The organism is Bradyrhizobium sp. UFLA06-24, assembly GCF_054967145.1.
The window spans coordinates 16,520-40,384 of record NZ_JADFUE010000034.1 but is presented as its reverse complement, the minus strand read 5'-3'; the positions used below and the strand labels follow the sequence as shown (position 1 = coordinate 40,384).

16 protein-coding genes are annotated in these 23,865 nt (G+C 64.8%); 4 read left to right on the top strand and 12 right to left on the bottom strand.

Annotated elements, in window-relative coordinates:
• Positions 1-33 precede the first annotated feature (33 nt).
• Genes IF809_RS24545 through IF809_RS24530 form a run of 4 tightly spaced genes read right to left on the bottom strand, consistent with a single transcriptional unit; the run spans position 34 to position 9,163 of the window.
• Complete coding sequence (locus IF809_RS24545; RefSeq protein WP_128966179.1) at positions 34-3,138, bottom strand: efflux RND transporter permease subunit; 3,105 nt, start codon at positions 3,136-3,138, stop codon at positions 34-36.
• Complete coding sequence (locus IF809_RS24540; RefSeq protein ID WP_462838782.1) at positions 3,138-6,284, bottom strand: efflux RND transporter permease subunit; 3,147 nt, start codon at positions 6,282-6,284, stop codon at positions 3,138-3,140. The genes IF809_RS24545 and IF809_RS24540 overlap by 1 nt, the downstream gene beginning before the upstream one ends.
• 37 nt (positions 6,285-6,321) lie before the next feature.
• Positions 6,322-7,731, bottom strand: a complete 1,410-nt coding sequence (locus IF809_RS24535) for an efflux RND transporter periplasmic adaptor subunit (RefSeq protein WP_462838781.1) — start codon at positions 7,729-7,731, stop codon at positions 6,322-6,324.
• The gene (locus tag IF809_RS24530; protein ID WP_453978962.1) at positions 7,721-9,163 is read right to left on the bottom strand and encodes an efflux transporter outer membrane subunit; all 1,443 of its coding nucleotides are present in this window, start codon (positions 9,161-9,163) and stop codon (positions 7,721-7,723) included. Before IF809_RS24530 ends, IF809_RS24535 begins: the two co-directional genes overlap by 11 nt.
• A gap of 631 nt (positions 9,164-9,794) precedes the next feature.
• Between IF809_RS24530 and IF809_RS24525 the strand changes: the two genes are divergently transcribed.
• Both IF809_RS24525 and IF809_RS24520 read left to right on the top strand, forming a co-directional pair.
• Positions 9,795-11,024 carry a class I SAM-dependent methyltransferase gene (locus IF809_RS24525; RefSeq protein WP_453990968.1) on the top strand — a complete coding sequence of 410 codons (1,230 nt, stop codon included), beginning with the start codon at positions 9,795-9,797 and terminating at the stop codon, positions 11,022-11,024.
• A gap of 83 nt (positions 11,025-11,107) precedes the next feature.
• Entirely contained in the window at positions 11,108-12,142 is a 1,035-nt protein-coding gene (locus IF809_RS24520) for a cysteine synthase A (protein ID WP_462838780.1), read from the top strand.
• Positions 12,143-12,196: 54 nt separating this feature from the next.
• Here the strand turns inward: IF809_RS24520 and IF809_RS24515 are convergent, their stop codons facing one another.
• The 4 genes from IF809_RS24515 to IF809_RS24500 are packed head-to-tail and all read right to left on the bottom strand — an operon-like array spanning position 12,197 to position 16,712.
• Positions 12,197-12,934 (bottom strand): amino acid ABC transporter ATP-binding protein, encoded by a 738-nt coding sequence (locus IF809_RS24515; protein WP_128966173.1) that lies wholly within the window; start codon positions 12,932-12,934, stop codon positions 12,197-12,199.
• 11 nt (positions 12,935-12,945) lie between these two features.
• Entirely contained in the window at positions 12,946-14,469 is a 1,524-nt protein-coding gene (locus IF809_RS24510) for an amino acid ABC transporter permease (protein WP_462838779.1), read from the bottom strand.
• A complete protein-coding gene (locus tag IF809_RS24505) occupies positions 14,466-15,671 on the bottom strand; it encodes an amino acid ABC transporter permease (RefSeq protein ID WP_462838778.1) in 1,206 nt (401 codons plus the stop codon). Before IF809_RS24505 ends, IF809_RS24510 begins: the two co-directional genes overlap by 4 nt.
• A 24-nt stretch (positions 15,672-15,695) precedes the next feature.
• A complete protein-coding gene (locus IF809_RS24500) occupies positions 15,696-16,712 on the bottom strand; it encodes an amino acid ABC transporter substrate-binding protein (RefSeq protein ID WP_453978967.1) in 1,017 nt (338 codons plus the stop codon).
• A 396-nt stretch (positions 16,713-17,108) separates the two neighbouring features.
• Here IF809_RS24500 and metC point away from each other — a divergent pair, with 396 nt between their 5' ends.
• Both metC and IF809_RS24490 read left to right on the top strand, forming a co-directional pair.
• Complete coding sequence (gene metC / locus IF809_RS24495) at positions 17,109-18,293, top strand: cystathionine beta-lyase (RefSeq protein WP_462838777.1); 1,185 nt, start codon at positions 17,109-17,111, stop codon at positions 18,291-18,293.
• A gap of 133 nt (positions 18,294-18,426) precedes the next feature.
• Entirely contained in the window at positions 18,427-20,115 is a 1,689-nt protein-coding gene (locus tag IF809_RS24490; RefSeq protein ID WP_462838776.1) for a Na/Pi cotransporter family protein, read from the top strand.
• 9 nt (positions 20,116-20,124) lie between these two features.
• On the opposite strand, the gene IF809_RS24485 is transcribed toward IF809_RS24490, so the two are convergent.
• The 4 genes from IF809_RS24485 to IF809_RS24470 form a co-directional block, all read right to left on the bottom strand.
• Positions 20,125-20,463: a lipid-A-disaccharide synthase N-terminal domain-containing protein gene (locus IF809_RS24485; protein WP_128966167.1), complete on the bottom strand. Its 339-nt coding sequence runs from the start codon at positions 20,461-20,463 to the stop codon at positions 20,125-20,127.
• Positions 20,460-21,194 carry a glycosyltransferase family 2 protein gene (locus IF809_RS24480; RefSeq protein ID WP_128966166.1) on the bottom strand — a complete coding sequence of 245 codons (735 nt, stop codon included), beginning with the start codon at positions 21,192-21,194 and terminating at the stop codon, positions 20,460-20,462. The genes IF809_RS24485 and IF809_RS24480 overlap by 4 nt, the downstream gene beginning before the upstream one ends.
• A 65-nt stretch (positions 21,195-21,259) precedes the next feature.
• Entirely contained in the window at positions 21,260-22,093 is an 834-nt protein-coding gene (locus IF809_RS24475; protein WP_462838775.1) for a phosphatase PAP2 family protein, read from the bottom strand.
• Between the two features lies 1 nt (position 22,094).
• Positions 22,095-23,837, bottom strand: coding sequence for an ArnT family glycosyltransferase (locus tag IF809_RS24470; protein ID WP_462838774.1), 1,743 nt, complete (start codon positions 23,835-23,837; stop codon positions 22,095-22,097).
• Between the last annotated feature and the right edge of the window lie 28 nt (positions 23,838-23,865).

Below are 23,865 nucleotides of genomic sequence, written 5' to 3'. Positions count from 1 at the left end.
GCCGCTATACGCTTCGCATGGCGGTTCAACAACCTATTCCGCCGGTGCCGCCAGCGCGCGCGGCTCGGAGCGCCGTCGCAGGCGATCGATCAGCAGGTAGATCACCGGCGTGGTGTAGAGCGTCAGGATCTGCGACACGAACAGGCCGCCGATGATGGTGATACCAAGCGGGCGGCGCAGCTCCGTGCCCGGCCCGGTCGCGACCACCAGCGGAAGGCCGGCGAACAACGCGGCCATGGTCGTCATCAGGATCGGGCGGAAACGTGCCTGGCACGCCTCAAAGATCGCTTCCGCCGAGGACAGGCCGCGCTGGCGCTCGGCATCGAGCGCGAAGTCGACCATCATGATGCCGTTCTTCTTGACGATGCCGATCAACAGGATGATGCCGACGAACGCGATCACCGTCAGCGGCGTGTTGGTGATCTGCAGCGCAAGCAGCGCGCCGAGGCCGGCTGACGGCAACGTCGAGATGATCGTGAGCGGATGGGCGAGGCTCTCGTAGAGCACCCCGAGCACGATATACATCGCCACCAGCGCGCCGAGGATTAGCAGCGGCTGCCGGCCGCTGGTCTTGGCGAAGTCGCCGGCATTGCCGTCAAAGCTGCCGCGAATGCCCTCGGGCATATGCAGCTCGTCGACCGCGCGCTGGATGTTCTGCGTTGCCGCCTGGAGCTGCACATCGGGCAACGTGTTGAACGACACGGTGGTCGAAGGCACCGACTGCGAATGGTAGACCGCGAGCGCGGCAAGCCCGCGCGTCGCATGCACCACCGCGGAGAGCGGCACCTGCACATCGCCCGCGCCCGCGACATAGATGCGATCGAGGTTGGACGGATCGACCTGGAATTTCGGATCGATTTCCAGCACCGTCATGTACTGGTTGCGCTGAGTATAGATGATCGAGATCTGACGCTGCGAGAAGGCGTTGTTCAGCGCATTGTCGATGTCCTGGACCTTGACGCCGAGGCTCGCGGCCTTCTGACGGTCGATGTTCAATGTAAGCTGAAGGCCGCCGGGATCACGGTCGCTGGAAACATCCGTGATGCCCTCGACCGTCTCCATGCGCTTGGCCACGATCGGCGCCCATTTCTGCAGCAGATCGAGATCGGTGCTGGAGAGCGTGTACTGGTAGTTTGAATCGCTCTGCCGGCCGCCGGCGCGAACGTCCTGCGCGGCGAACATGAAGAGGCGGATGCCGGGGACCGGAAACAGTGCCTTCCGCAGCCGATCAATCACCACCTGGGTCGAGACGTGATCCCGCTCCTCCGGCGGCTTCAGGCTGATGAACATGACGCCGCGGTTCGAGGTCGCGCCCCCCGGCCCGCCTCCGCCGCCGACGGTCGACCCGATGCCGGCGACCGCCGGATCCTGCATCACGATGTCGGCGAGGCGCTGCTGGAGCGTCAGCATCGACTGGAACGAGATATCGGCCGAGGCGCGCGTCGCGCCGATGACGAAGCCGGAATCATCCGTCGGGAAATAGCCCTTGGGCACCTTGGCGTAGAGCAGCACCGTCAGGCCGATGGTGGCGAAGAACACCAGCAGCGTCAGCAGCGGGAACTCGAGCACCGCGCGCAAGGTGCGGGCGTAAAAGGAGACGATGCGCGACAGCGAGCCTTCGATCAGGCGGTCGAACAGCGTGGCAGATCCTGAGGGCGTCTGCCTGATGTAATGGGCGCAGATCATCGGCGTGACCGTCAGCGAGACCAGCGTCGAAACGACGATCGCGAAGGTCAGCGTCAGCGAGAACTCGCGCAGCAGCCGACCGACAATGCCGTCCATGAAGATCAGCGGGGTGAACGCGGCGATCAGCGACAGGCTGATCGAGACCACGGTGAAGCCGATCTGCCTGGCCCCTTCCAGCGCGGCCCGCATCGGCCGCATGCCGTGCTCGAGATTGCGGAACATGTTCTCGATCATCACGATGGCGTCGTCGACCACGAAGCCGACCGAGATCGCCAGCGCCATCAGCGACAGATTGTCGATCGAGAAGCCGGCGACCCACATCCCGGCGCAGGTGCCGGCCAGCGCCAGCGGCACCGAGATGCCGGCGGCGATGGTCGGCGTCACGCGGCGCAGGAACACGAACACCACGACCATCACCAGGATGGCGGTTGCGAGCAATGTCCACTGCATGTCCATGACGCTGGCGCGGATCGTCGAAGTGCGGTCGACCAGCGTGGAGACATCGACGCCGGCCGGGATCCACTGCTTCAGCGCGGGGATCAGCGCCTTGACCCGGTCGACGGTGTCGATGACGTTGGCGTCGCCCTGCTTGGTGATCTGGATCAGCACCGCCGGCTGCTTGTTGAACCAGGCGATCGAGCGCGCGTTGCGGACGCTGTCCTCGATGTCGGCGACATCGGAGAGCCGGACGAAATTGCCGTTCGCACTCTTGACGACGATGTCGCGGAATTCTTTCGCCGTGCGCATCTGCCGGTTGAGCGCGAGCGTCTCGCTCTGACGCTCGCCGTTGAAGATGCCGACGGGACCGAGCGGGTTGGCGTTGACGATCGCGGTCCGGACGTCGTCGGTGGCGATGCCCGCATTCGACAGCGCCACCGGGTTGAGCTGGATCCGCACCGCCGGCTGGTCGGCGCCTGACACAGTCACGTCACCGACCCCAGGCACCTGCGAGATGCGCTGCGCCAGCACGGTATCGGCGACGTCGTAGATGGCGCTGGCGGACAACGTCTTCGAGGTCAGCGCCAGCACAAAGACGGGCGCGCCGGCCGTGTTCGCTTTGCGAAAGCGCGGCAGCGCTGGCAGATCGCTTGGCAAATCCACCAGCGCGGCGTTGATGGCGGCCTGCACGTCGCGCGCCGCCTTGTCGATGTTGCGGCCGATGTCGAACTGGAGCTGGATGTTCGACGTGCCGAGCGAGCTCGTCGACGTGATCTGGTTGATCCCTGCGATCTCGCCGAGCCGCCGTTCCAATGGCGCAGCGACGGTTGCGGCCATCACCGACGGATCGGCGCCGGGACGGCTTGCCGAGACGAAGATCGCGGGGAAGTCGACGTTCGGAACGGATGCGACCGGCAGGAACTCGTAGGCGACGCCGCCCAGCAGGAACAGCCCGATCGACAGCAGCGTGGTTGCGACCGGGCGGCGAATGAACGGCTCCGAGATCGATGCCATCACTGCATCCCCTCGGTCGCGCCGGCCGTGGGCGCGTCGGGCTCCGGCGGCGGCAAGGCCTGCTCGAGGCGGCGGTTGATGCGATCGAGCGCGAGGTAGATCACCGGGGTGGTGTAGAGCGTCAGCAGCTGGCTCAGCAGCAGGCCGCCGATGATGGAGATGCCGAGCGGAAAGCGCAGCTCGGCGCCGGTGCCGCTCTCGATCGCCAGCGGCAGTGCGCCGAACAGCGCGGCCAGCGTCGTCATCATGATCGGGCGGAAGCGCAACAGGCACGCCTGCACGATCGCCGCATGCGCCGGCATGCCCTGCCCGCGCTCGGCCTCGAGCGCGAAGTCGATCATCATGATCGCGTTCTTCTTGACGATGCCCATCAACAGGATTATGCCGATCAGGCCGATCACCGAGAGGTCCTGCCCGCACAGGATCAGCGCCAAGATGGCGCCGACGCCGGCCGAGGGCAGCGTCGAGAGGATGGTGATCGGGTGGATGTAGCTCTCATAGAGCACGCCCAGCACGATGTAGATCGTGATCACGGCGGCGAGCAGCAGCCAGGGCTGGCCGGCGAGCGCCTTGGCGAATTCGGCGGCATCGCCTGCGTAGACGCCGACGATGCTGTTGGGCATGCCGATGCGGGTCTCGATCGTCTTTACCGCTTCGACGGCATCGCCGAGCGCCGCGCCCGGCGCGAGATTGAAGCTGAGCGAGATCGCCGGGAATTGCGCCTGGTGCGAAATCGCGAGCGGCGCCGTGGTGCGCTTCAGCGTCGCCACCGCGGAGAGCGGCACCTGGGCGTTCGGCGCGCCGATCGTGGCACTCGCCCCGCCCGGCAGATAGAGTTTCGACAGGATCGAGGGATCGCGCTGGTACATCGGCAGCGCTTCCAGCACCACGCGGTACTGGTTGGCCTGGCCGTAGATGGTCGAGATCTGCCGCTGCGCAAACGCGTCGTTCAGCGTGTCGGTGATGGCCTGCAGGCTGACGCCGAGCTGGCCGGCACGGGTGCGATCGACATCGAGCTGCGCGCGCAGGCCACCTTCCTGCGCCTCAGAAGAGACATCGCGGAACAAGGGCTCGCGCCGCATCTCGTCGACGAGCTTTCGCGCCCATTCGGAAACCAACGTCGCATCGGTGCCGGTCAGCGTGTACTGGTATTGCGAGCGGCTCGACTGGGTCGAAATCTGCACATCCTGCACCGGCTGGAAGTAGACGGTCATGCCGGGAATGCCTGACACACGCTCTTTCAGCCGGGTCACGACTACGGCGACATCGTCACGCCGCTCGCCGCGCGGCTTCAGCGTCATGACGAGGCGCCCGACATTGGTGGTCGGATTGACCGACCCCGCACCGATGACCGAGACCACACCTGTCACGTCGGGATCGGCCTTGATGGCGTCGGCGGCCTCAGCCTGCCGCTTCTGCATCTCCGCGAACGACACATCCGGGCCCGCCTCCGTCACCGCCGTGATCGAGGCCGTGTCTTGAAGCGGCAGGAAACCCTTTGGCGCGACAACGTAGAGGATCAGGGTCGCGACCAGCGTCGCGAAGGTCACGACCAGCGTGGCGCGCTGACGCTCCAGCACCCAGAGCAGCGTGCGGTGGTAGAATTCGACGGTACGGTCGATGAAGCGGCTGATGGCAGCAAGGCCCGGCACCGCAAGCTCCTGATGCGCATGCCGAAGCAGCCGCGAGCACATCATCGGCGTCAGCGTCAACGACACCACCGCAGAGGTCACGACCGCGATAGTCAGCGTCAGCGCGAATTCGCGGAACATGCGTCCGACAAGGCCCGACATGAACAAAAGCGGGATGAACACCGCGATCAGTGATACCGTCAGCGAGATCACGGTGAAGCCGATTTCGCTGGCACCCTTCAGCGAGGCCTGCATCGCGCTGTCGCCATTCTCCATGTGGCGGACGATGTTCTCGATCATGACGATGGCATCATCGACGACGAAGCCGGTGCCGATCGTGAGCGCCATCAGCGACAGATTGTCGAGGCTGAAGCCGGCAAAATACATGATGCCGAAGCTCGTGATCAGCGACAGCGGCAGCGCTACGCCCGCGATCAGCGTAGCGCGCAACGAGCGCAGAAACAGAAGCACCACCAGCGTCACCAGCACCACGCTGAGGACCAGCGTGAACTGCACATCGTGGACCGAAGCGCGAATGGTGACAGTGCGGTCGGAGACGATGGTGAGATTCACGCCCGCCGGAATGGCACGCTGAACCCTCGGGATTTCGGTTCGGATCTGTTTGACGACGTCGATCACATTGGCGCCGGGCTGGCGCTGGATGTCGATGATGACGGCCGGCGTGCCCTGGTACCAGCCGCCGGTGCGGTCGTTCTCGAGCCCGTCGACGATCTGCGCGACGTCGCCGATCGTCACCGGCGAACCGTTGCGATAGGCGATGATGATCGGCCTGTAGGCGTCGGCGGCGGCGATCTGGTCGTTGGCGGCGATGATGTAGGATTGCTGGGCGCCGTCGAGCGAGCCCTTGGGCCCGGAGACGTTGGCATTGGCGATCGCGGCGCGCAGATCCTCCATGGCGATGCCGTAGGCCGCAAGGCGCGCCAGATCGGCCTGGATGCGCACGGCCGGCTTCAACCCGCCGAGCACGGAAACGCGGCCGACGCCGGATATCTGGCTGAGACGCTGGGCCAGCAGCGTGTCGGCGATGTCGCTCATGGCGCGCAGCGAGATCGTGTCCGAGCGTAGCGCCAGGGTCATGACCGGCGCATCCGCCGGATTCACCTTGGCGTAGGTCGGCGGATAAGGCAGCGTCTTGGGCAGGACGCCGGCGGCGGCATTAATCGCCGCCTGCACGTCCTGGGTAGCGCCGTCGATGTCGCGGTTGAGGTCGAACTGGAGCGATATCTGGCTGACGCCGAACGAGCTGGTCGAGTTCATGGCCGTCAGCGACGGGATCTGACCGAGCTGCCGTTCCAGGGGCGCCGTGATCAGCGAGGCGATCACGTCCGGGCTTGCACCCGGCAACTGTGTCGTCACCTGCACGGTCGGGAAGTCGACCTGGGGCAGCGCGGACACCGGCAGCGCGAAATAGCCCAGCAGCCCGCCGATGAGCAGCGCAATGCCGAGCAGCGAGGTCGCGATCGGACGGCGAATGAAGGGTTCGGAGACACCCATGGGTTACGCCTGCCGCTTCAAGCGGCTGTTGTCGGGATCATGGCTGCTTGGCTCCAGGTCCCGATGCACTCGGACTTGCCCCTGGCCCCGGTGCAGGTCCAGTCTGGCCCTTCTGGTCGCCTTCGCTGCTCTTCCGCTTGGCACGGAACTCGCTGTCCTTGCTCTGGCCGTCCTTCTGGCCGTCCTTTTTCTGAGCATCCGGCGCACGCGTGCGCTTGCGCGGGGCGAGATCGGCCGACGGCGTCTGCTCGTCACGGCCGATGATGACCTTGGAGCCGTCGGACAGATTGGCAAAGCCCGTGGTGACGACCTTGTCGTTCGCCGTCAGACCGGTCGCGATGACCGCGTCGTGCTCGTTCTGCTGAGTCACCGTCACGGGCTTGGCCGAGACGATGTCACCCTCGCCGATGACGTAGCTGAAGGTGCCGATCGGTCCGCGCTGCACCGCCGATGTCGGCACCACCAGCGCCTGCGTCAAGGTCTCGACCTTGAGGCGGACATTGACGAACTGGCCCGGCCAGAGCTGGTAATTGGCATTGGGGAATTCGGCCTTGAGCTTGAGCGTGCCGGTGGTCTGGTCCACCTGGTTGTCGATGCCGGTAAGCTTGCCGGTGTCGATCACCGTGACGCCGTCGTTGCCGAACACATCGACCGACAGCGCGCCTTTCGCGGCGGCCGCATTGACGCGCATGATCTGCTGCTGCGGCAGGCTGAACCACACCGCGATCGGCTGCAATTGCGTGATGACGACGAGGCCGGTGGTGTCGGCCGCGTGGATGATGTTGCCCTGATCGACCTGGCGCAGACCGACACGGCCCGAGATCGGCGCGACGATCTTGGTGTAGCTCAGCGTCGCCGCCGCATTGTCGATCGCGGCCTGGTCCGCCTTGACCAGCGCCTCCGTCTGCGCGACCGCGGCGCGCTGGGTGTCGGCCTGCTGCTTGGAGCCGGCGTTGGACGCGGCGAGCTGCTCATAGCGCGTCAGGTCGATGCGCTGGTTGGCGAGCTGGGCTTCGTCCTGCGCCTTCTTGGCGACGGCCTGGTCATAGGTCGCCTGATAAAGCGCCGGATCGATCTCGCCGAGCACGTCGCCTTTCTTGACGTCCTGGCCTTCAGTGAACTTCACCGCGATCAGCTTGCCGTCGACCTGCGAGCGCACCGTGACCGTGTTGAGCGCCCGGATCGCGCCGACGCCGTCGAGATAAACAGGAACATCCTGGACCCTGGGCATTGCCGCCAGCACCGGCACCGGCAGATCCGGGCGCTGCTGGCCACGACCGAAGCCGGCTTGCTGCTGCGGCTGCTGGTGCCACACGGTCCAGCCGAGATAACCGAGGCCGCCCAGGATCGCGAGCGTGATCAGCGTCATGAGGAAGCCGCGGCCGCGCGATTTTTTCGCCGTCCCGCCTTCTTGAGCGCCTTGCTTCGTATCCGGCTTAAAGAGCATTGACCGGCTTCTCCATTCGCGGCTCCCAGCCGCCGCCGAGCGCCTGATACAGGCTGACAATGGCAAGAAGGCGCGCGAGTTGCGCCTGTGACAGGGCGTCTTCCGCTGTGAACAGGGTCAGCTGGGTGTTGAGCACAGTGACGATGTCGGCGGTGCCGGCGCGCAATTGCTGCTCCGACAGGTCGAAGGCCCGGCGCGAGGCGTTGAGGACATCACGCTGCAATTGCAGCTTGATCGTGGTCTGCTTGATCGAAAACAGCGCATTGTCCACGTCGGTGAAGGCCTGGACGATGGTCTTGCGGTAGGTCTGCAGCAACTCGTCCTGTCGTGCCTTGGCATATTCGAAATTGCCGAGGATCTTGCCGCCGTCGAAGATCGGCTGTGTCGCGCTGCCGACCAGCTGGAAGAAGGCCGCGTGCGGCTGGAACAGGGAGACCAGCGCCGAGCTCTGATAGCCGCCATTGCCGGTGAGCTGGATGGTCGGGAAGAACTGCGCGCGGGCATTGCCGATATTGGCGGTGGCTGAGGCAAGCTGGGCTTCTTGCCGGCGGATGTCGGGTCGCTGCGTCAACAGCTCCGACGGCAAGCCAGGCGTGACGCGCGGGATCGCAATCCTGTCCAGCGAGCCGCCCGCGAGGCGCACGCTCTCCGGCGGGCGCGACACCAGCACCGCCAGTGCATTGGTGTTCTGGTCGAGGGTCTGGCGCAGCGGCGGCACCAGCGCCTTCTGGTTCGCCAGCACGCTCTCCTGTTGGGCGACGTCGAGATCGGTTCCCGTCCCCGCCTTGCGGCGCTCGCGAATGGCATCGAGAATGCGCTGGGCACTGGCGATGTTGCGCTGGGCCGTGCGCAGCCGGTCCTGCGAGGCGAGCACCTGGAAATAGGCATTGGCAACGGCGGCAAGCGTCGTCAGCGCGACGGTGTCGCGGTCGAAGCGGCTGGCATGGGCGGTCTCCTCCGCCGTTTGCAGCGCGTCGCGGTTCTGGCCCCAGAAGTCGAGCTGGTAGCTGGCGCTCAGCGAAGCCTGGTAATTGACGACCTCGCGGCCGCCATTGGTCAGTCCCGAAGCCGAGGAGCCGGAGGTGCGCGAATAGGTCTCTTGTCCCGTCCCCGACAGGCTCGGCAACAATGCCGCGCCTGCCTGCCGCGCCTGCGCGTCGGCCTCGACGATGCGCGAGACGGCGGCGGCGATGTCGAGATTGACGGTTTGCGCCTCCTCCATCAGCTGCGTCAGCTCCGCCGAGCGGAAGCCGCGCCACCAATCCAGCGATGGCGGCGCATCGACCTTCCCGGCGTATTTGTATTGCGCGGGCACATCCAGTGCGGGATCGGGCAGGTCTTGGGTCAGCACGCAGGCACCCGAGCTCGACGCAAGGCACACCACCGCGGCCGCACGCAGCGTCCGGGATGCCGATCCGATCAACTGCCGCATGGCTGGAATCCGCTGTGTCACTTCCAACCCTCTACCGGGCTGATCGTGCCACCGCCGCGCGGCCGGATCGCCGATTCGCGGGCGGACGGCCGGAGGCCTCTCTGAAACTCGTTCACAGCGTGATGCTTTCTGCGCAACCTGAAACCCATATTAGCCGGGCGCGGAACTGCGGGACAGTCCCGCACTTGCGAAGCACACGGCTCGATGAGGCGATGCCGGGGTCATTGGAATGAAGGATATCCCTGTCTCGCAATCACTTCTTCCACTTCCGAAACATCCGGAAACGCGGGTCAAGCTTACCAAGATTTCATGTGATATTGCAGCCACACTTGCCCCGAAGCCGCCGAACCGGAGCTGGGCTCCACCGAAACCTGCACCGCAACGCACCTTAGCTGCGTCACGCCAGGCAGGCCACTTCCACAATGCGCATCGGGGTCGTCAGAACGGGAATTGCCGGCAATGCGGCAGCCTGCACGCTTTCCCGGCGCGATCCACTAACGGTCCTTGGCACGCGGCAAAACACGTCCCTATATTATTGATCGCTGACCGTTTGCCGGGGCGCGCTCGGGTGCAGCGATAGGAGCGGGATGAGCGCGCTCGGACAGTATCCGTGGGGGTCGTGGATCTGCCGATGCCGAATGCTATCTCGGTGACACCTGATGACGTCGATACAGTGCTTGCGGACCTGCCGCGCATCGTGCGCCTTGCGCTCACCTTCGGCTCGCGACTGCGGCGGGGCACCCTCGATGTCACTCTGCCCGATGGGCGCGTGATCAGGCTCGGCGGAGTTGAGCCGGGTCCAAAAGCGGTCATGCGCCTGCACAATTACGGCTTCGCCTCGCGCCTGATCAAGGGCGGCGACATCGGCATTGCCGAAGCCTATCTCGCCGGCGACTGGGATACGCCTGATCTCACGCAATTTCTCTACCTATTCTGCGTCAACCACGACCTGATCCAGGCCATGCTGCGCGACAAGCCCTTGATGCGGTTCGTGCAGATGATGCGGCACTGGTTCAACCGCAACACCCGTCGCCAGGCACGGCGCAACATCCACGCCCACTACGACATCGGCAACGCGTTCTACGCGGCTTGGCTCGATCCGAGCATGACCTATTCGTCCGCCTTGTTCGAAGAATCGACCGCAGATCTCACGGCCGCGCAGACCAACAAATATCGCCGCCTCGCCGAGGCGATCGATCTGAAGCCAGGCCAGAAGCTGCTCGAGATCGGCTGTGGCTGGGGCGGCTTCGCCGAATTTGCGGCCAAGACTTTTGGCGCGCGCGTGGTTGGGTTGACGATCTCGACCGAGCAGCGCGACTTTGCGCAAAAGCGCATCTTTGAGGCGGGCCTCGCCGAGAAGGTCGAGATCCGGCTCCAGGACTATCGCGACGAGCGCGATCGTTACGACCGGATCGCTTCGATCGAGATGATCGAGGCGGTCGGCGAGCAGTTCTGGCCGCGCTATTTCGCCCAGTTACGTGACCGGCTGCTGCCCGGCGGGTTGGCCGGCATCCAGGCCATCACGATACAGGACAAGCTTTTCCAGGGCTACCGGCGCGAGGTCGACTTCATCCAGCGCTATGTCTTTCCCGGGGGCATGCTGCCCTCGCCGGCGATCTTGAAGTCGCTGGGAGAGCGGTTTGGCGTTCCTGTTATCCGCGAGCGCATCTTTGGACAAGATTATGCCAAGACGCTCGCCACCTGGCGAAATAATTTCCGTGCGGCGTGGCCAGGTCTCGTGCCGCTCGGTTTCGACGACCGGTTCCGGCGGCTGTGGGAGTACTATCTCGCCTATTGCGAGGCCGGATTCCTCTCCGGCAACATCGACGTCCGGCAGGTCATCTTCGCAAAGCAGCAATAAGAGTTTGCGCCCTCGCCTTGTGTGGCCGGCGACCCTACTTTAGGGTCGCGCCCATATCTTGAACCAGCCGGTAATTGTCTGACATGACCATCAAAAACGACGTTGTCGACGCCATCGGCAACACTCCGCTCATCAAGCTCAAGCGCGCCTCCGAACTGACCGGCTGCACCATCCTCGGCAAGGCCGAGTTCATGAATCCCGGTCAGTCGGTCAAGGATCGCGCCGGCAAATGGATGATCCTGGAAGCCGAGAAGCGCGGCGAGCTGAAGCCGGGCGGCCTTGTGGTGGAAGCGACCGCCGGCAACACCGGAATTGGCCTTGCGGTCGTAGCCAGCGCGCGCGGCTATCGCACGCTGATCGTAATTCCGGAGACGCAGAGCCAAGAGAAGAAGGACTTCCTGCAGCTGTGCGGCGCCGAGCTCCTGGAATCGCCGGCACTGCCCTACTCCAATCCGAACAACTATCAGCATGTCGGGCGCCGCTTGGCCGACGAGCTGCGCAAGACCGAACCGAACGGCGTGCTGTTCGCGGATCAGTGGAACAACCTCGACAATGCCAAGGCGCATTACGACTCGACCGGTCCCGAGATCTGGGAGCAGACCGGCGGCAAGATCGACGGCTTCGTCTGCTCGGTCGGCAGCGGCGGCACGCTGGCCGGCACCAGCCGCTATCTGAAAGAGAAGAACAAGAACATCCGGATTGCCTGCGCCGATCCGCATGGCGCCGGCATGTTCGAATATTTCAGGACCGGTGAAGCCAAGGCGACGCCCGGTGACTCCATCACTGAGGGCATCGGGCTCGGCCGCAAGACCGCGATCGTCGAGAGTGCGAAGGTCGATGATGCATTCCTCGTTCCCGATGCCGAAGCCGTCACTGTGATCTACGAGTTGCTCCAGCACGAAGGCCTGTGCCTCGGCGGCTCGACCGGCATCAACATTGTCGGCGCGATGCGGCTGGCAAAGCAGCTTGGGCCGGGCAAGACCATCGTCACCGTGCTCTGCGATTCCGGCAGCCGCTACCAGTCCAAGCTGTTCAACGCCGACTTCATGCGCGCCAAGAACCTGCCGGTGCCGGAATGGCTGGAGAAGCGCAGCAACATCAAGTTGCCGTTCGTCTAGCGCCTGGCGGTCGACGCCAAGCCGCTCACACCAGATCGGACGCGCTCCCGGACTTCAGCGCAGGATCTGGCTCAGGAACAGTTTCGTGCGGGCGTGCTGGGGCGTGGCGAAAAACTCGTTCGGCGTGTTGGCCTCGATGATCTGGCCGGCATCCATGAACACGACGCGGTTGGCGACCTCCCGGGCAAAGCCCATCTCGTGGGTCACGACCAGCATGGTCATGCCCTCCTTGGCTAGGTCGACCATGGTGTCGAGGACCTCCTTGACCATTTCGGGGTCGAGCGCCGAGGTCGGCTCGTCGAACAGCATCACCTTCGGGTTCATCGTCAGGGCGCGCGCGATCGCGACCCGCTGCTGCTGACCGCCTGACATCTGCCCGGGAAACTTGTTGGCCTGGTGCGGAATCTTGACCCGCTCCAGGAATTTCATCGCGGTCTCCTCGGCATCCTTCTTGGGAATGTTGCGCACCCAGATCGGCGCCAGCGTGCAATTGTCCAGCACGGTGAGATGCGGAAACAGATTGAAGCTCTGGAACACCATGCCGACTTCGCGGCGCACCGCATCGACATGCTTGAGGTTCGGCCCGAGCTCGATGCCATCAACGACGATCTCGCCCTCCTGGAATTCCTCCAGCGCGTTGATGCAGCGGATCAGCGTCGACTTGCCTGAACCCGACGGACCGCAGATCACGATGCGCTCGCCCTTCTCGACCTCGAGGTCGATGTCGCGCAGCACGTGAAAGTCGCCATACCATTTGTTCAGGCCGGAAATCTTGACGATGGGGTCGGACACGGTGAGCTCCATCAGTTGCGGCGGTGGGCATTGAGGCGGCGCTCGCCGAAGAGCGAGTAGCGCGACATGCCGAAGCAGAAGCCAAAGTAGATGATTCCGGTGAAGGCGAAGCCGGTGAAGGCGGTCGAGGGCGTGGTCCAGACCGGATCGGCGAAAGAGGCGCGCAGCGAGCCGAGCAGATCGAACAGCGCGACGATCGAGACCAGCGAGGTGTCCTTGAACAGCGAGATGAAGCTGTTGACGATGGCGGGGATGACGTGGCGCAGTGCCTGCGGCAGCACGATCAGCGAAGTGGTCTTCCACCAGGACAGGCCGAGCGCGGAGGCCGCCTCGCCCTGCCCGCGCGGCACCGCCGCCAGACCGCCACGCAGATTCTCGGCCTGATAGGCGCCGGTGAACAGCGACACTCCGATCAGTGCGCGCACCAGGCCGTCGACGGTGAAATTGCCCGGCAGGAACAGAGGCAGCATGTAGGTCGCAAAAAACAGCACGGTGATCAACGGCACGCCGCGCCAGAATTCGATATAGATGATCGAGAAGATCCGGATCAGGGGAATGGTCGATCGCCGGCCGAGCGCCAGCGCAACGCCGATCGGCAATGACGCCACGATGCCAGTGATCGCGATCACCAGCGTCACCAGTAGCCCGCCCCACAGCCGCGTGTCGACGATCGGCAAGCCGCCGTGATCGAGCCCCATCAGCTTGATCACCGCGGCCATCGCGGCGAACGTGGCGAGGCTGGCGATCAGCGGTCGGGAACCGGTGCGCGCGCCGCCACCGAGCACGAACAGGATCGCCGATACGATCACGGCCGTGATCAGGAAGTCGAGCCAGGGCCCCTGTCCTGCCGCCTGCATCTGGTCGCGCAGCCAGGTCAATGGAAAGATCACCCAGTGCAGCAACGTGCCGACCAGCCCGGTGATGCTGCCGATCGCCCAGAGCAGCGGGCCGGCGGCCGAACTCTTGCTCAGACCGACCAGAACCTCGCCGACGCCGCTGATGCTGTCGGCGAACAATTGCAGCAGGCCCGCCACCCAGCTCACGCCGAAGCCGGTGATGCCGCCGCCATGCAGCAGGAAGAATGCCACCACCGGAAAGGCGAAGAAGAACAGCCCGGCATTCAAGCCCTTGGCCGGCAACTTCGGAATGAGCAGCGGCAACAGCAGCACTGCGCCGAGCGCAAAGGTCAGGTTGACCCGCCAGAGTTCGGCCTCCGGATAGAAGCCGTAGAAGAGCTGCGTGGACTTGGCCTGGATAAAGGGCCAGCAGGCGCCGACCGGATGGCCGGCATTTTCGGCGAGGCAGGCCGTGCGATCCTTGCCGCTCCAGACCGCATCGACCAGCAGGAACTTGATGGTGGGAACGACGGTGTACCAGACCAGCAAGAGGCCGAGGATCGTCAGCAGGATATTGGTCGGCGAGTTCAACAGGCGCGTGCGCACGAAGCCGACGAAACCGGTGGTCGTCACCGGCGCGGGGCGCTCGGCAACCAGATCCTGCCGGACAAAGGAGGACGAGGCGGCCAGATCGCTCATGCACTCAGGCTCCGGCTAAGGCGCCAGCCGTAGATGCTCATGATGGCGCTGGTGGCGAGCGAGATCAGGAGATAAACACCCATCGTCATGACAAGGATCTCGATCGCCTGTCCGGTCTGGCTTAATGCCGTGCCGGCGAACACCGAGACCAGGTCGGGATAGCCGATCGCGACCGCAAGCGACGAGTTCTTCGTCAGGTTGAGGTATTGGTTGGTGAGCGGCGGCACGATCACGCGCATGGCCTGCGGCACCACGATCAGCCGCAAGGTCGCGCCGCGACTGAGGCCCAGCGACGAGCCTGCCTCCATCTGCCCCTTATGGACCGACAGGATGCCGGCGCGGACGATCTCGGCGATGAAGGCCGCCGTGTAGGTCGACAATCCGACCGTCAATGCGACGAGCTCCGGAATGATCCGCGCGCCGCCGGCGAAATTGAATCCCTTCAGCTGCGGAAATTCGAACGTGACAGGTGGACCGAACGCAAGCATCGTGACAACAGGCAATCCGACGAGCAATGTCAGCACGTACGGCCAGATCCGGATCGCGCGACCTCGAGCAAACAGCGCCCGCCGCGCATAGCTGCGCAAAACCAGCGAGGCGACGATGCCGAGCGCCACCACGGCGAGGAACGGAACGAGGCCGGGCTGCCCCTCCGGGGACGGCACGATCACGCCCCGATTGTTGAGGAAGATCGCATTGAAGATCGAAAGGCTCTGCCGCGGCGCCGGCAATGCGGCGAGCACGGCGAGATACCAGAACAGGATCTGGAACAAGAGCGGCAGGTTGCGGATGGCCTCGACATAGAGGCCGCCGACGCGCGATACCAGCCAGTTCGGCGACAAACGGCAGATTGCAACGACGAAACCGATCAAGGTCGCAAAGAAGATGCCGACCACCGAGACCAGCAACGTGTTCAGGATGCCGACCAGGAAGACGCGGAAGTAAGTGTCGGACCCCGAATAGGAGATCAGGGTCTGATTGACGTCGAAGCTGGCGCTGTTGTTGAGGAACCCGAAACCCGCAGCGATGTGCTGGGCTTCCAGGTTGGTGCGGGCGTTCGAGATGACCTCATAGACAATCCAGGCCAGGATCGCGCCAAAGACGAGCTGGACGGCAACGCCGTTCCAGCCTGCCTTGCCGCCGAGCGCGCGCTTCAGCTTCAGCGCGAGTTGCGGTGGCGGTTTCCGGGCCTCGACGCCCATCGGCGCAGCCTGCGCGTCGACCGATCAGCGGATCGGCGGCGCGTATTGCAGGCCGCCCTTGGTCCAGAGATTGTTGAGACCACGGCTGATCTTGAGCGGCGAACCGGCCCCGACATTGCGATCGAACGACTCGCCGTAATTGCCCACCGCCTTCACGATCCGGATCACCCAGTCCTTGGTGAGGCCAAGCTGTTCGCCGAGATTGCCGTCGGTGCCGAGCACCCGCTTCAGCTCCGGCTTGTCGGACTTCGCCATCTCGTCGACGTTCTTCTGGGTGATACCGAGTTCCTCGGCCGTGACCATCGCGAACAGCGTCCATTTCACGATGTCGAACCATTGATCGTCGCCGTGGCGCACCATCGGTCCCAGCGGTTCCTTCGAAATGATCTCGGGGAGCACGACATGATCGGCAGGGTTCGTCAGCTTCAGGCGGCTGGCATAGAGTCCGGATGAATCGTCGGTGAAAACGTCGCAGCGCCCGGACTCGTAGGCCTTGATCGCTTCGTCGATCGTGCCGAACGCGATCACCTCGTACTTCATGTTGTTGGCCTTGAAGTAGTCGGCGAGGTTCAGCTCGGTGGTGGTGCCGGTCTGGACGCAAACTGAGGCGCTGTTGAGCTCCAGCGCGGAATTGACCTTGAGCGACTTCTTCACCATGAAGCCCTGCCCGTCATAGTAGGTGACGCCAGTGAAATTGGCCCCGAGCGAGGTATCGCGCGACACCGTCCAGGTGGTGTTGCGCGACAAGACGTCGATCTCGCCGGATTGCAGCGCCGTGAAGCGGTCCTTGGCCGACAGCGGCACGAACTTGATCTTGGTCGGATCGTTCAAGACCGCCGCCGCGATCGCGCGGCAGACGTCGACATCGATACCGGTCCAGTTGCCCTTGTCGTCGGGCGAGGAGAAGCCGGGCAGGCCCTGGCTGACGCCGCAGGACAGCATGCCGCGGTCCTTGATGGTCTTGAGCGTTTGCGCGTCGGCGGCCTGGGCAGAGAGGCCGGCGGCGAGAGCAAGAGAGAGAGCCAGGGTTACGCGTTTCATGGGCTGAAGGCCTTTCAAGATCGTCTCAACGTCAGGAATGTTGTCTCAGGATCGTCTCTGCCGGGGCAAATCCTAGGAAAGACCTGCCTTGCAAGAGTCATGCTGGAAAACCTTGCCGAACACTCGCCCATCCTGAGAGGCCATACCCTAATCCCCGCCGCAGGCGCCCGCCTTTGTGGCTGTGGCGCAAGGTCCGGTCAGACGATGGATCGAAGGTCGCGGCTGCCCCTCAACATGCGGCGACTGAATAGCACCTGCGCATCACAGAACGACTGGCGAGCCGGGTCAAGGGGTTGACGGGACTCTTCTGTGTTCTGTTATTAACATCTGCGGCCTTCGGGCCGTCCCGACCGTGCGATCCGCGCCGGCGGCAACGCGCTTTTTGAAAGCAGACGCATGGATTCCTCGCCCCCCCTCCAGCAGCAGGCCGAAACCCGGCTGGTCACCTCCGGCCGCGACACCAAGGCACAGAAGGGGTTCGTCAATCCGCCAGTGTTCCACGGCTCGACCGTGCTCTATCCGACCGCCGAGGACCTACATGCCCATCGCGGCGAGTTCACCTATGGCCGCCACGGCACCCCGACCACGCGCGCCTTCCAGGACACGCTGATGGCGCTGGAGGGCCCGCAATGCGCCGGCGTCGGCATCGTGCCGTCGGGGCTTTCGGCGATCTCCACCACCCTTCTCTCGGTGCTGAAGACCGGCGACCATCTTCTGGTCGTCGACAACATCTACCGGCCCTCACGCAATTTTTGCAATGGCATGCTCGCCCGCTACGGCGTCGAGACCACCTATTTCGATCCACTGATCGGTGCGGGCATCGAAAAGCTGTTCAAGCCCAACACCCGTGCCGTGCTGGTCGAGGCGCCGGGCTCGCAGTCGTTCGAGATGCCCGACATCCGCGCCATCGCCGAGGTCGCGCATGCGAAGGACGCGCTCGTCATCGACGACAACACGTGGGCAACGCCGCTCTACCACCGCTCGCTGGAGCAAGGCGTCGACATCTCCATGCAGGCCGCCACCAAATATATCGGCGGCCATTCCGACATCATGTTCGGCACCATCTCGGCCAACGCCAAGGCCTGGCCGCAGATCACGGAAGGCATCCGCCTGCTCGGCGTCTGCGCCGGACCTGATGACGTCTTCCTGGCGTTGCGTGGTCTGCGCACGCTTTCAGTGCGGCTCGCGCAGCATCATCGCTCCGGCCTCGACATGGCGCGCTGGCTCGCCGCCAGACCCGAGGTCGCGCGCGTGCTGCATCCGGGGCTCGAGACCGATCCGGGTCATGCGATCTGGAAGCGCGACTTCACCGGCGCCTCGGGCCTTTTCAGCATCGTGCTGAAGCCGGCTCCGCAGCAGGCCGTCGACACCATGCTCAACACGCTCAAGCTGTTCGGCATGGGCTTTTCCTGGGGCGGCTTCGAGAGCCTTGCGATTCCCTTCGACTGCGACGCCTATCGCACCGCGACCAAATGGGCGCCGGGCGGTCCGACACTGCGCCTTCACATCGGGCTCGAGAGCGTCGACGATCTCAAGGCCGATCTCGATCGCGGCTTCGCTGCCCTCAAAGCGGCAATGTGAGCCTGCTCACAAGGCAATGCGCCTGCGGAACGTACAACTGGCGCAGACGTTAACGCGGCTGGGCCAACAAATGGTTTGAACCTCAAGCATTTGGCGCTAGCCTCACCAATCGACTCTCATCCGGACACGGAGCATGGGAACGTTGGTTCTGCTCGATCTGATGGGCGGCGTGGCGTTGCTGCTGTGGGGCCTGCACATGGTCCAGAGCGGCATCCTGCGCGCCTTCGGCCCCGATCTGCGACGCCTGCTTGGCAAGGCGCTCGGCAACCGCTTCAGCGCATTTGCCGCGGGCCTCGGCCTCACCGCACTGCTTCAGAGCAGCACGGCGACCGCGCTGCTGACCAGCTCCTTTGCCGCCGAGGGCCTGCTCAGCCTCGTGGCCGCGCTTGCTATCATGTTGGGAGCCAATGTCGGCACGACGCTCATCGTGCAGGCGCTGTCGTTCAATATCGCAGCCATTGCGCCCGTGCTGTTCGTACTAGGCCTCGTCGCCTTTCGTTCCGGCCCGCGCTCGCGGATCAAGGATATCGGCCGGCTTTGCATCGGCCTCGGCTTGATGCTGCTGTCGCTGCACATCCTGCTCGATACACTGGCGCCGGCGGAGAACGCGCCGGGTGTGCGCGTCGTGATGTCGGCGATCACGGGTGACCCCATCCTGTGCATCATCGTCGCCGCAGTGCTCACATGGGCCGTGCATTCGAGCGTCGCCAGCGTGCTGCTGATCATGTCGCTGGCCTATTCGCAGTTCATCACGCCCGATGCGGCGCTGGCGCTGGTGCTGGGGGCCAATCTCGGTAGTGCCGTCAATCCTGTGTTTGAAGGCGCAAGGCGCGACGATCCCGCTACCTATCGTCTGCCGGTGGGCAATCTCGTCAATCGCGTCATCGGCATTGCACTGGTCCTGCCGTTCCTGGGCACGATCGCGAGCCATATGCACGCCTGGCAGCCCGACCTCGCCAAGATGATCGCGGCGTTTCACATCGCTTTCAACGTCGGCACGGCCGTCATCTTCATCGGCCTGCTCGATGGCATGTCGCGCCTGCTGACCCGCCTGCTGCCCGATCGTGTGCAGGAGACCGATCCGGCTCGGCCCCGATATCTCGATGAAAGCGCGCTGGAGACACCCTCGCTCGCGCTCGCCGATGCTGCCCGCGAGACGTTGCGCATGGGCGATCTCGTCGAAACCATGCTGCGCAAGGTGATGGCTGCGATGATGACGGGCGACCGCTCGCTGGTCGACCAGGTCTCGAAGACGGACAATCTCGTCGACAGCCTCGACGAGGCCATCAAGCTCTACGTCACGAAGCTGACCCGCGGCAGTCTCGACGAGAGCGAGGGCCGGCGTGCGATGGAGATCATCTCCTTCGCCATCAACCTCGAACATATCGGCGACATCATCGACAAAAATCTGAGCGAGCTCGCCACCAAGAAGATCAAGCGGCGCTTCCAGTTCTCGCCCGAGGGCGCGGACGAGCTCGCCGCCTTCCACAAGCGCACTATGGAGTCGTTGCGAATCGCGTTCGGCGTGTTCATGTCGGGCGATGCCAACGAGGCCCGCAAGCTGCTGGTGGAAAAGACCGCGCTGAAGAACACCGAGCTTGCCGCCGTCGAACGCCATCTCGACCGCCTGCGCGAGGGGCGCCCGGAGACCATCGAGACCACCTCGCTGCATCTGGACGTGCTGCGCGATCTCAGGCGCATCCACTCGCATATCTGCTCGGTCGCCTATCCCGTGCTGGATGCAGCAGGAGAGCCCTACCGCCGGACCGAGGCGGATACATCAGCCCTGCCCGCCTCAGGCGCGACGGCGCTGCCGCGTTAGGGCTTCCGATCACCGCTCCAGCGTCTTCGAGGTGCGGCCGCGGTTCTTGATGATCAGCATGATGTTGCGGACATAGATGACGGTCGCCAGCGCCTGCCCGAGGATGATGACGGGCTCGCGCTTCACGACCCCGTAGACCAGCGTCATCAGGCCGCCGCCCATCGAGCAGAACCAGAACGCCATCGGCACCACGCTGTTGCCGGCGCGCTCGCTCGCGATCCACTGCACCAGGAAGCGCGCGGTGAAGAACAGCTGTGCAACAAGGCCGAAGGCCAGCCAGAAATCGAACTTGGCGACGAAGACGTCGTAGAGATAATTGCTCAGCGCCTGGCCGTACTGGATGATCATGCCTTCACCTCGGTCACTTCAGGCGTCGGTTTCTTGCGGCGGATCAGCCACCACACCCCGGCGAGATCCATGATCCCGATCCATAGCCGGTCGAAGAATCCGTAGTTGGATACGCCGGAATGGCGCGGCCGGTCGATCACATCGACATAGGCGATGTCAAAGCCTTCGCGGCGGATCAGCGCCGGCAGGAAGCGGTGCAGCCCGTCGAAATAGGGCATCATCAGGAAGACTTCGCGCCGGAACGCCTTCAGCCCGCAACCGGTATCGCGCGTGCCATCCTTCAGGATCGCGTTGCGGACCTTGTTGGCGACGCGCGACTGGAATTTCTTGAAGCCGGTGTCCTTGCGCCCGACGCGCTGACCCGCGGCGAGCCCGACATGGGCGCCCTTCTCCACCGCCGCGATCAGATCGGGCAGGAAGGCGGGATTGTTCTGGCCGTCACCGTCGAGCGTCGCCACGATCGAACCGCGCGCCGCGCGCACGCCGCTGCGCACTGCCGCCGACTGGCCGCCCGATTTCGTGTGGCGCAACTGCCGCAGATTGTCCCGCTGCGCCATGATCGCCGCGAGCCGCTCGCCGGTCGCATCGGTCGAGCCGTCATTGACATAGATGATCTCGTAGGCCCAGCGGCCATCGAGCGCGGCCGTGATCTCCTCGATCAGGGGCGCAATGTTGTCGGCTTCGTTGCGCACGGGGACAACGATGGAAACCGAAGGCTGGGACGACGACAAATCGAGCGCTCGTGGTTGGATGGCCTGCGACCTCTGGAACCGACGGCCCCGGCAGGCAGCCGCTTTTATGGGGCTGACGGGCTACGGGCAACCCTTTTGAAGCGCCCCGGAAGCGGCACGATGGTGCCGTCCGCCTGGATGGCAAAAGCGAGCCGGCGGGCCGCAAACCAGTAGCGGACCGCCATGGCGCCGACCATGCCGACCAGCGCGCCCGCCGTGACGTCGCTCGGGTGGTGTGCGAGCAGGACGAGGCGCGTCAGCAAGATCACGATTGCGTAAGTGAACATGACGGCGCGCAGGCGCGGCCAAAGTGCCGCGACCGCAAACGCCAACGCGAACGCCGTCACCGCGTGGCCCGACGGCAGGCTGGTATAAGCCCCCGTCCCCTCGAAGGGGATGAAGTTGAAAGGATCGGCCTTGCCGCCGACGAACGGCCGCCCGCGGCCGATGAGATATTTCAGGATCTCGGCGACGAACACCGAGACGGCAACGGACAGAAACAGATATTGCAGCCTCGTGCCAAGGCCGAGCAGCAGCGCGCGGCGCGTGCCGTGCATCCCGGCGGCCACGAGCGCCACGATCACCAGCGCAATGCCCAGCACGGAGAGCACATTCACGTCCTTGCCGAAATCGGTGAGGATCCGGATCGGCCAGAGCGCCGGCGTGCCGCGCGCCGGCATCAGCTGGATCTCGGTCCGGTCAAAGGCGAACATCAGCACGATGATCAGCGCTGCGCCCGCCGCGCTGAGCCAAAGCGAATGCCGCGCCAGTTTTCGCGCAGCCGCGGCGCGGCGCGAATGCGTCGGGGCGCGCACGAGCTGCGCCAGCGCGTGCCCGGTGACGGTGAGCACCTGCAGCGGGTAACTCGCACGCGGCGCGATGGAGGTGGAGCCCGACATCCTATTCGGTGCCCTCGGAGCGGAAGATCGAGATCGAGATCGCGCGTCCTTGCGAGAAATTATAGCCGTCGATGCGCGCGCCGACCTTGTAGCGAAGCCCGATCGCCTCGGCGCGCTGCGCGAAGCTGCGCTCCGAACGCTGCTCGATCAGCGCAAACCGACAACTTCCCTGCCGGAGGAAATCGGCGGCGCCAGATCCGTCGGTCAGCAGCGTCTGCGTTCCCGTCAGGAAGACGAGGCTCGGCTCGTGATAGCCGGCAGCTGCCGCCCTGGGGCCGACGCAGGTCACGTTGCGCAAGGCGCGCGCGATCTCGATGCTCGGAAACAGCGGTGTCAGCGACGGCAGCACGATGCCGTAAACCACGACGGCCAGCATCAGCGCGGCGGCCAGGGCGTTGAGCAACGAGCGCTCCGCGCGGTTGTTGTCGTAAAGCCACCAGGCGAACAGGCCGAAGATCAGCGAGGCCGCGATGAAAGGCCAGGCCACGAAAGCCGGCTGCCGGGTCAGCATCACGGCGCCGATCACCGCAATGATCGAGCCTGCGGCAGGAACCGCGAACCACCAGGCCGAGCCGCGCGCCAGCCAGGAGCGCGAGAGCACGTTACGCTCCAGCGCTCCGGCGGTGAGGATCGCAATCGCAGGATAGAGCGGCAGCACATAATGCGGCAGCTTGGTCAGGACCGCCTCGAATACGATCCAGGACGGGATCAGCCAGGCCAGCAGGAACTGCGCGCCGGGCTCGCGCCGCGCCCGCCATACCGCGGGTGCCGCCATCGCCGCGAGCGGAGCACCGGGCCAGAACGTGATCCAGAACAGCGCCAGGTAAAGTCCGGGCGGCGCCCCATGGGATTCCTGCGCAGCGAGCTTGCTCAGCATGTCGCCGCCGACGGAATCGGCGAAGAAGGCATCGCCCGCGCGCCAGAAGATGGCGACGAACCAGGGCAACACCAGCACCAGCATCCACATCAGGCCCCAGACCGGACGCAAGCGCCACAGCCAGGAGGCATCGCGGTCCTGGATCGCGAGCGCGACGATGGTCAGGCCCGCGAACATCAGGATCAATGGGCCCTTGATCAGGATGCCGACAGCGAGCGCGGTCCAGAAGATCGCGGGCCAGCTCCACGGCGGATGGGTCTCGTCCTCGGCGCGCTGCCAGGACAGATAGGCCCGCGCCATCGCGCCCATCGCAGCGACCACCGAGAACAGCAGCACGGCGTCGGTCTTGGCCAGACGCGCTTCGACACCGAGCAGCACGGATGCGGACATCAGCAGGGCAGCAAGCACTGCGGCTCGCCGCGTCACGAAGCCGAGCGCCGTCCAATAGGTCATCAGCACCGCGCCGATCGCCCCGGCGAGCGACGGCAGCCGATAGACCCAGATCCGCAATTCAGCCTTTGGCAGCTTCAGCGCCGTCGCGACCTCGACGGCCGCGGATTGCAACCAGTAGATGCCGACCGGCTTCTTGTAGCGCACGTCCTCCTGGAAGCGGATATCGACATAATCGCCGCTCTCGACCATCTGCTTGGTGGCCTGCGCGAAGCGGGCCTCATCGCGATCCACCGGCGGGATGGTGAAGAATCCCGGCAGAAACAGCAGGAGCGCGCTCAGCACCAGGAAGCCCAAGGCGCGGGCGTGGCTGGCAGTGACGAAGTCGAGCATCCGCACGAGCCCACTGCCCGGATTCACGGGCGTTTTCGGCTCTCGGGGCGCTCCAAAACGGGGAGTCGGGTAGGTCTCGGCCATTGGTTCCGCTTACGCTGAAACCGCCATC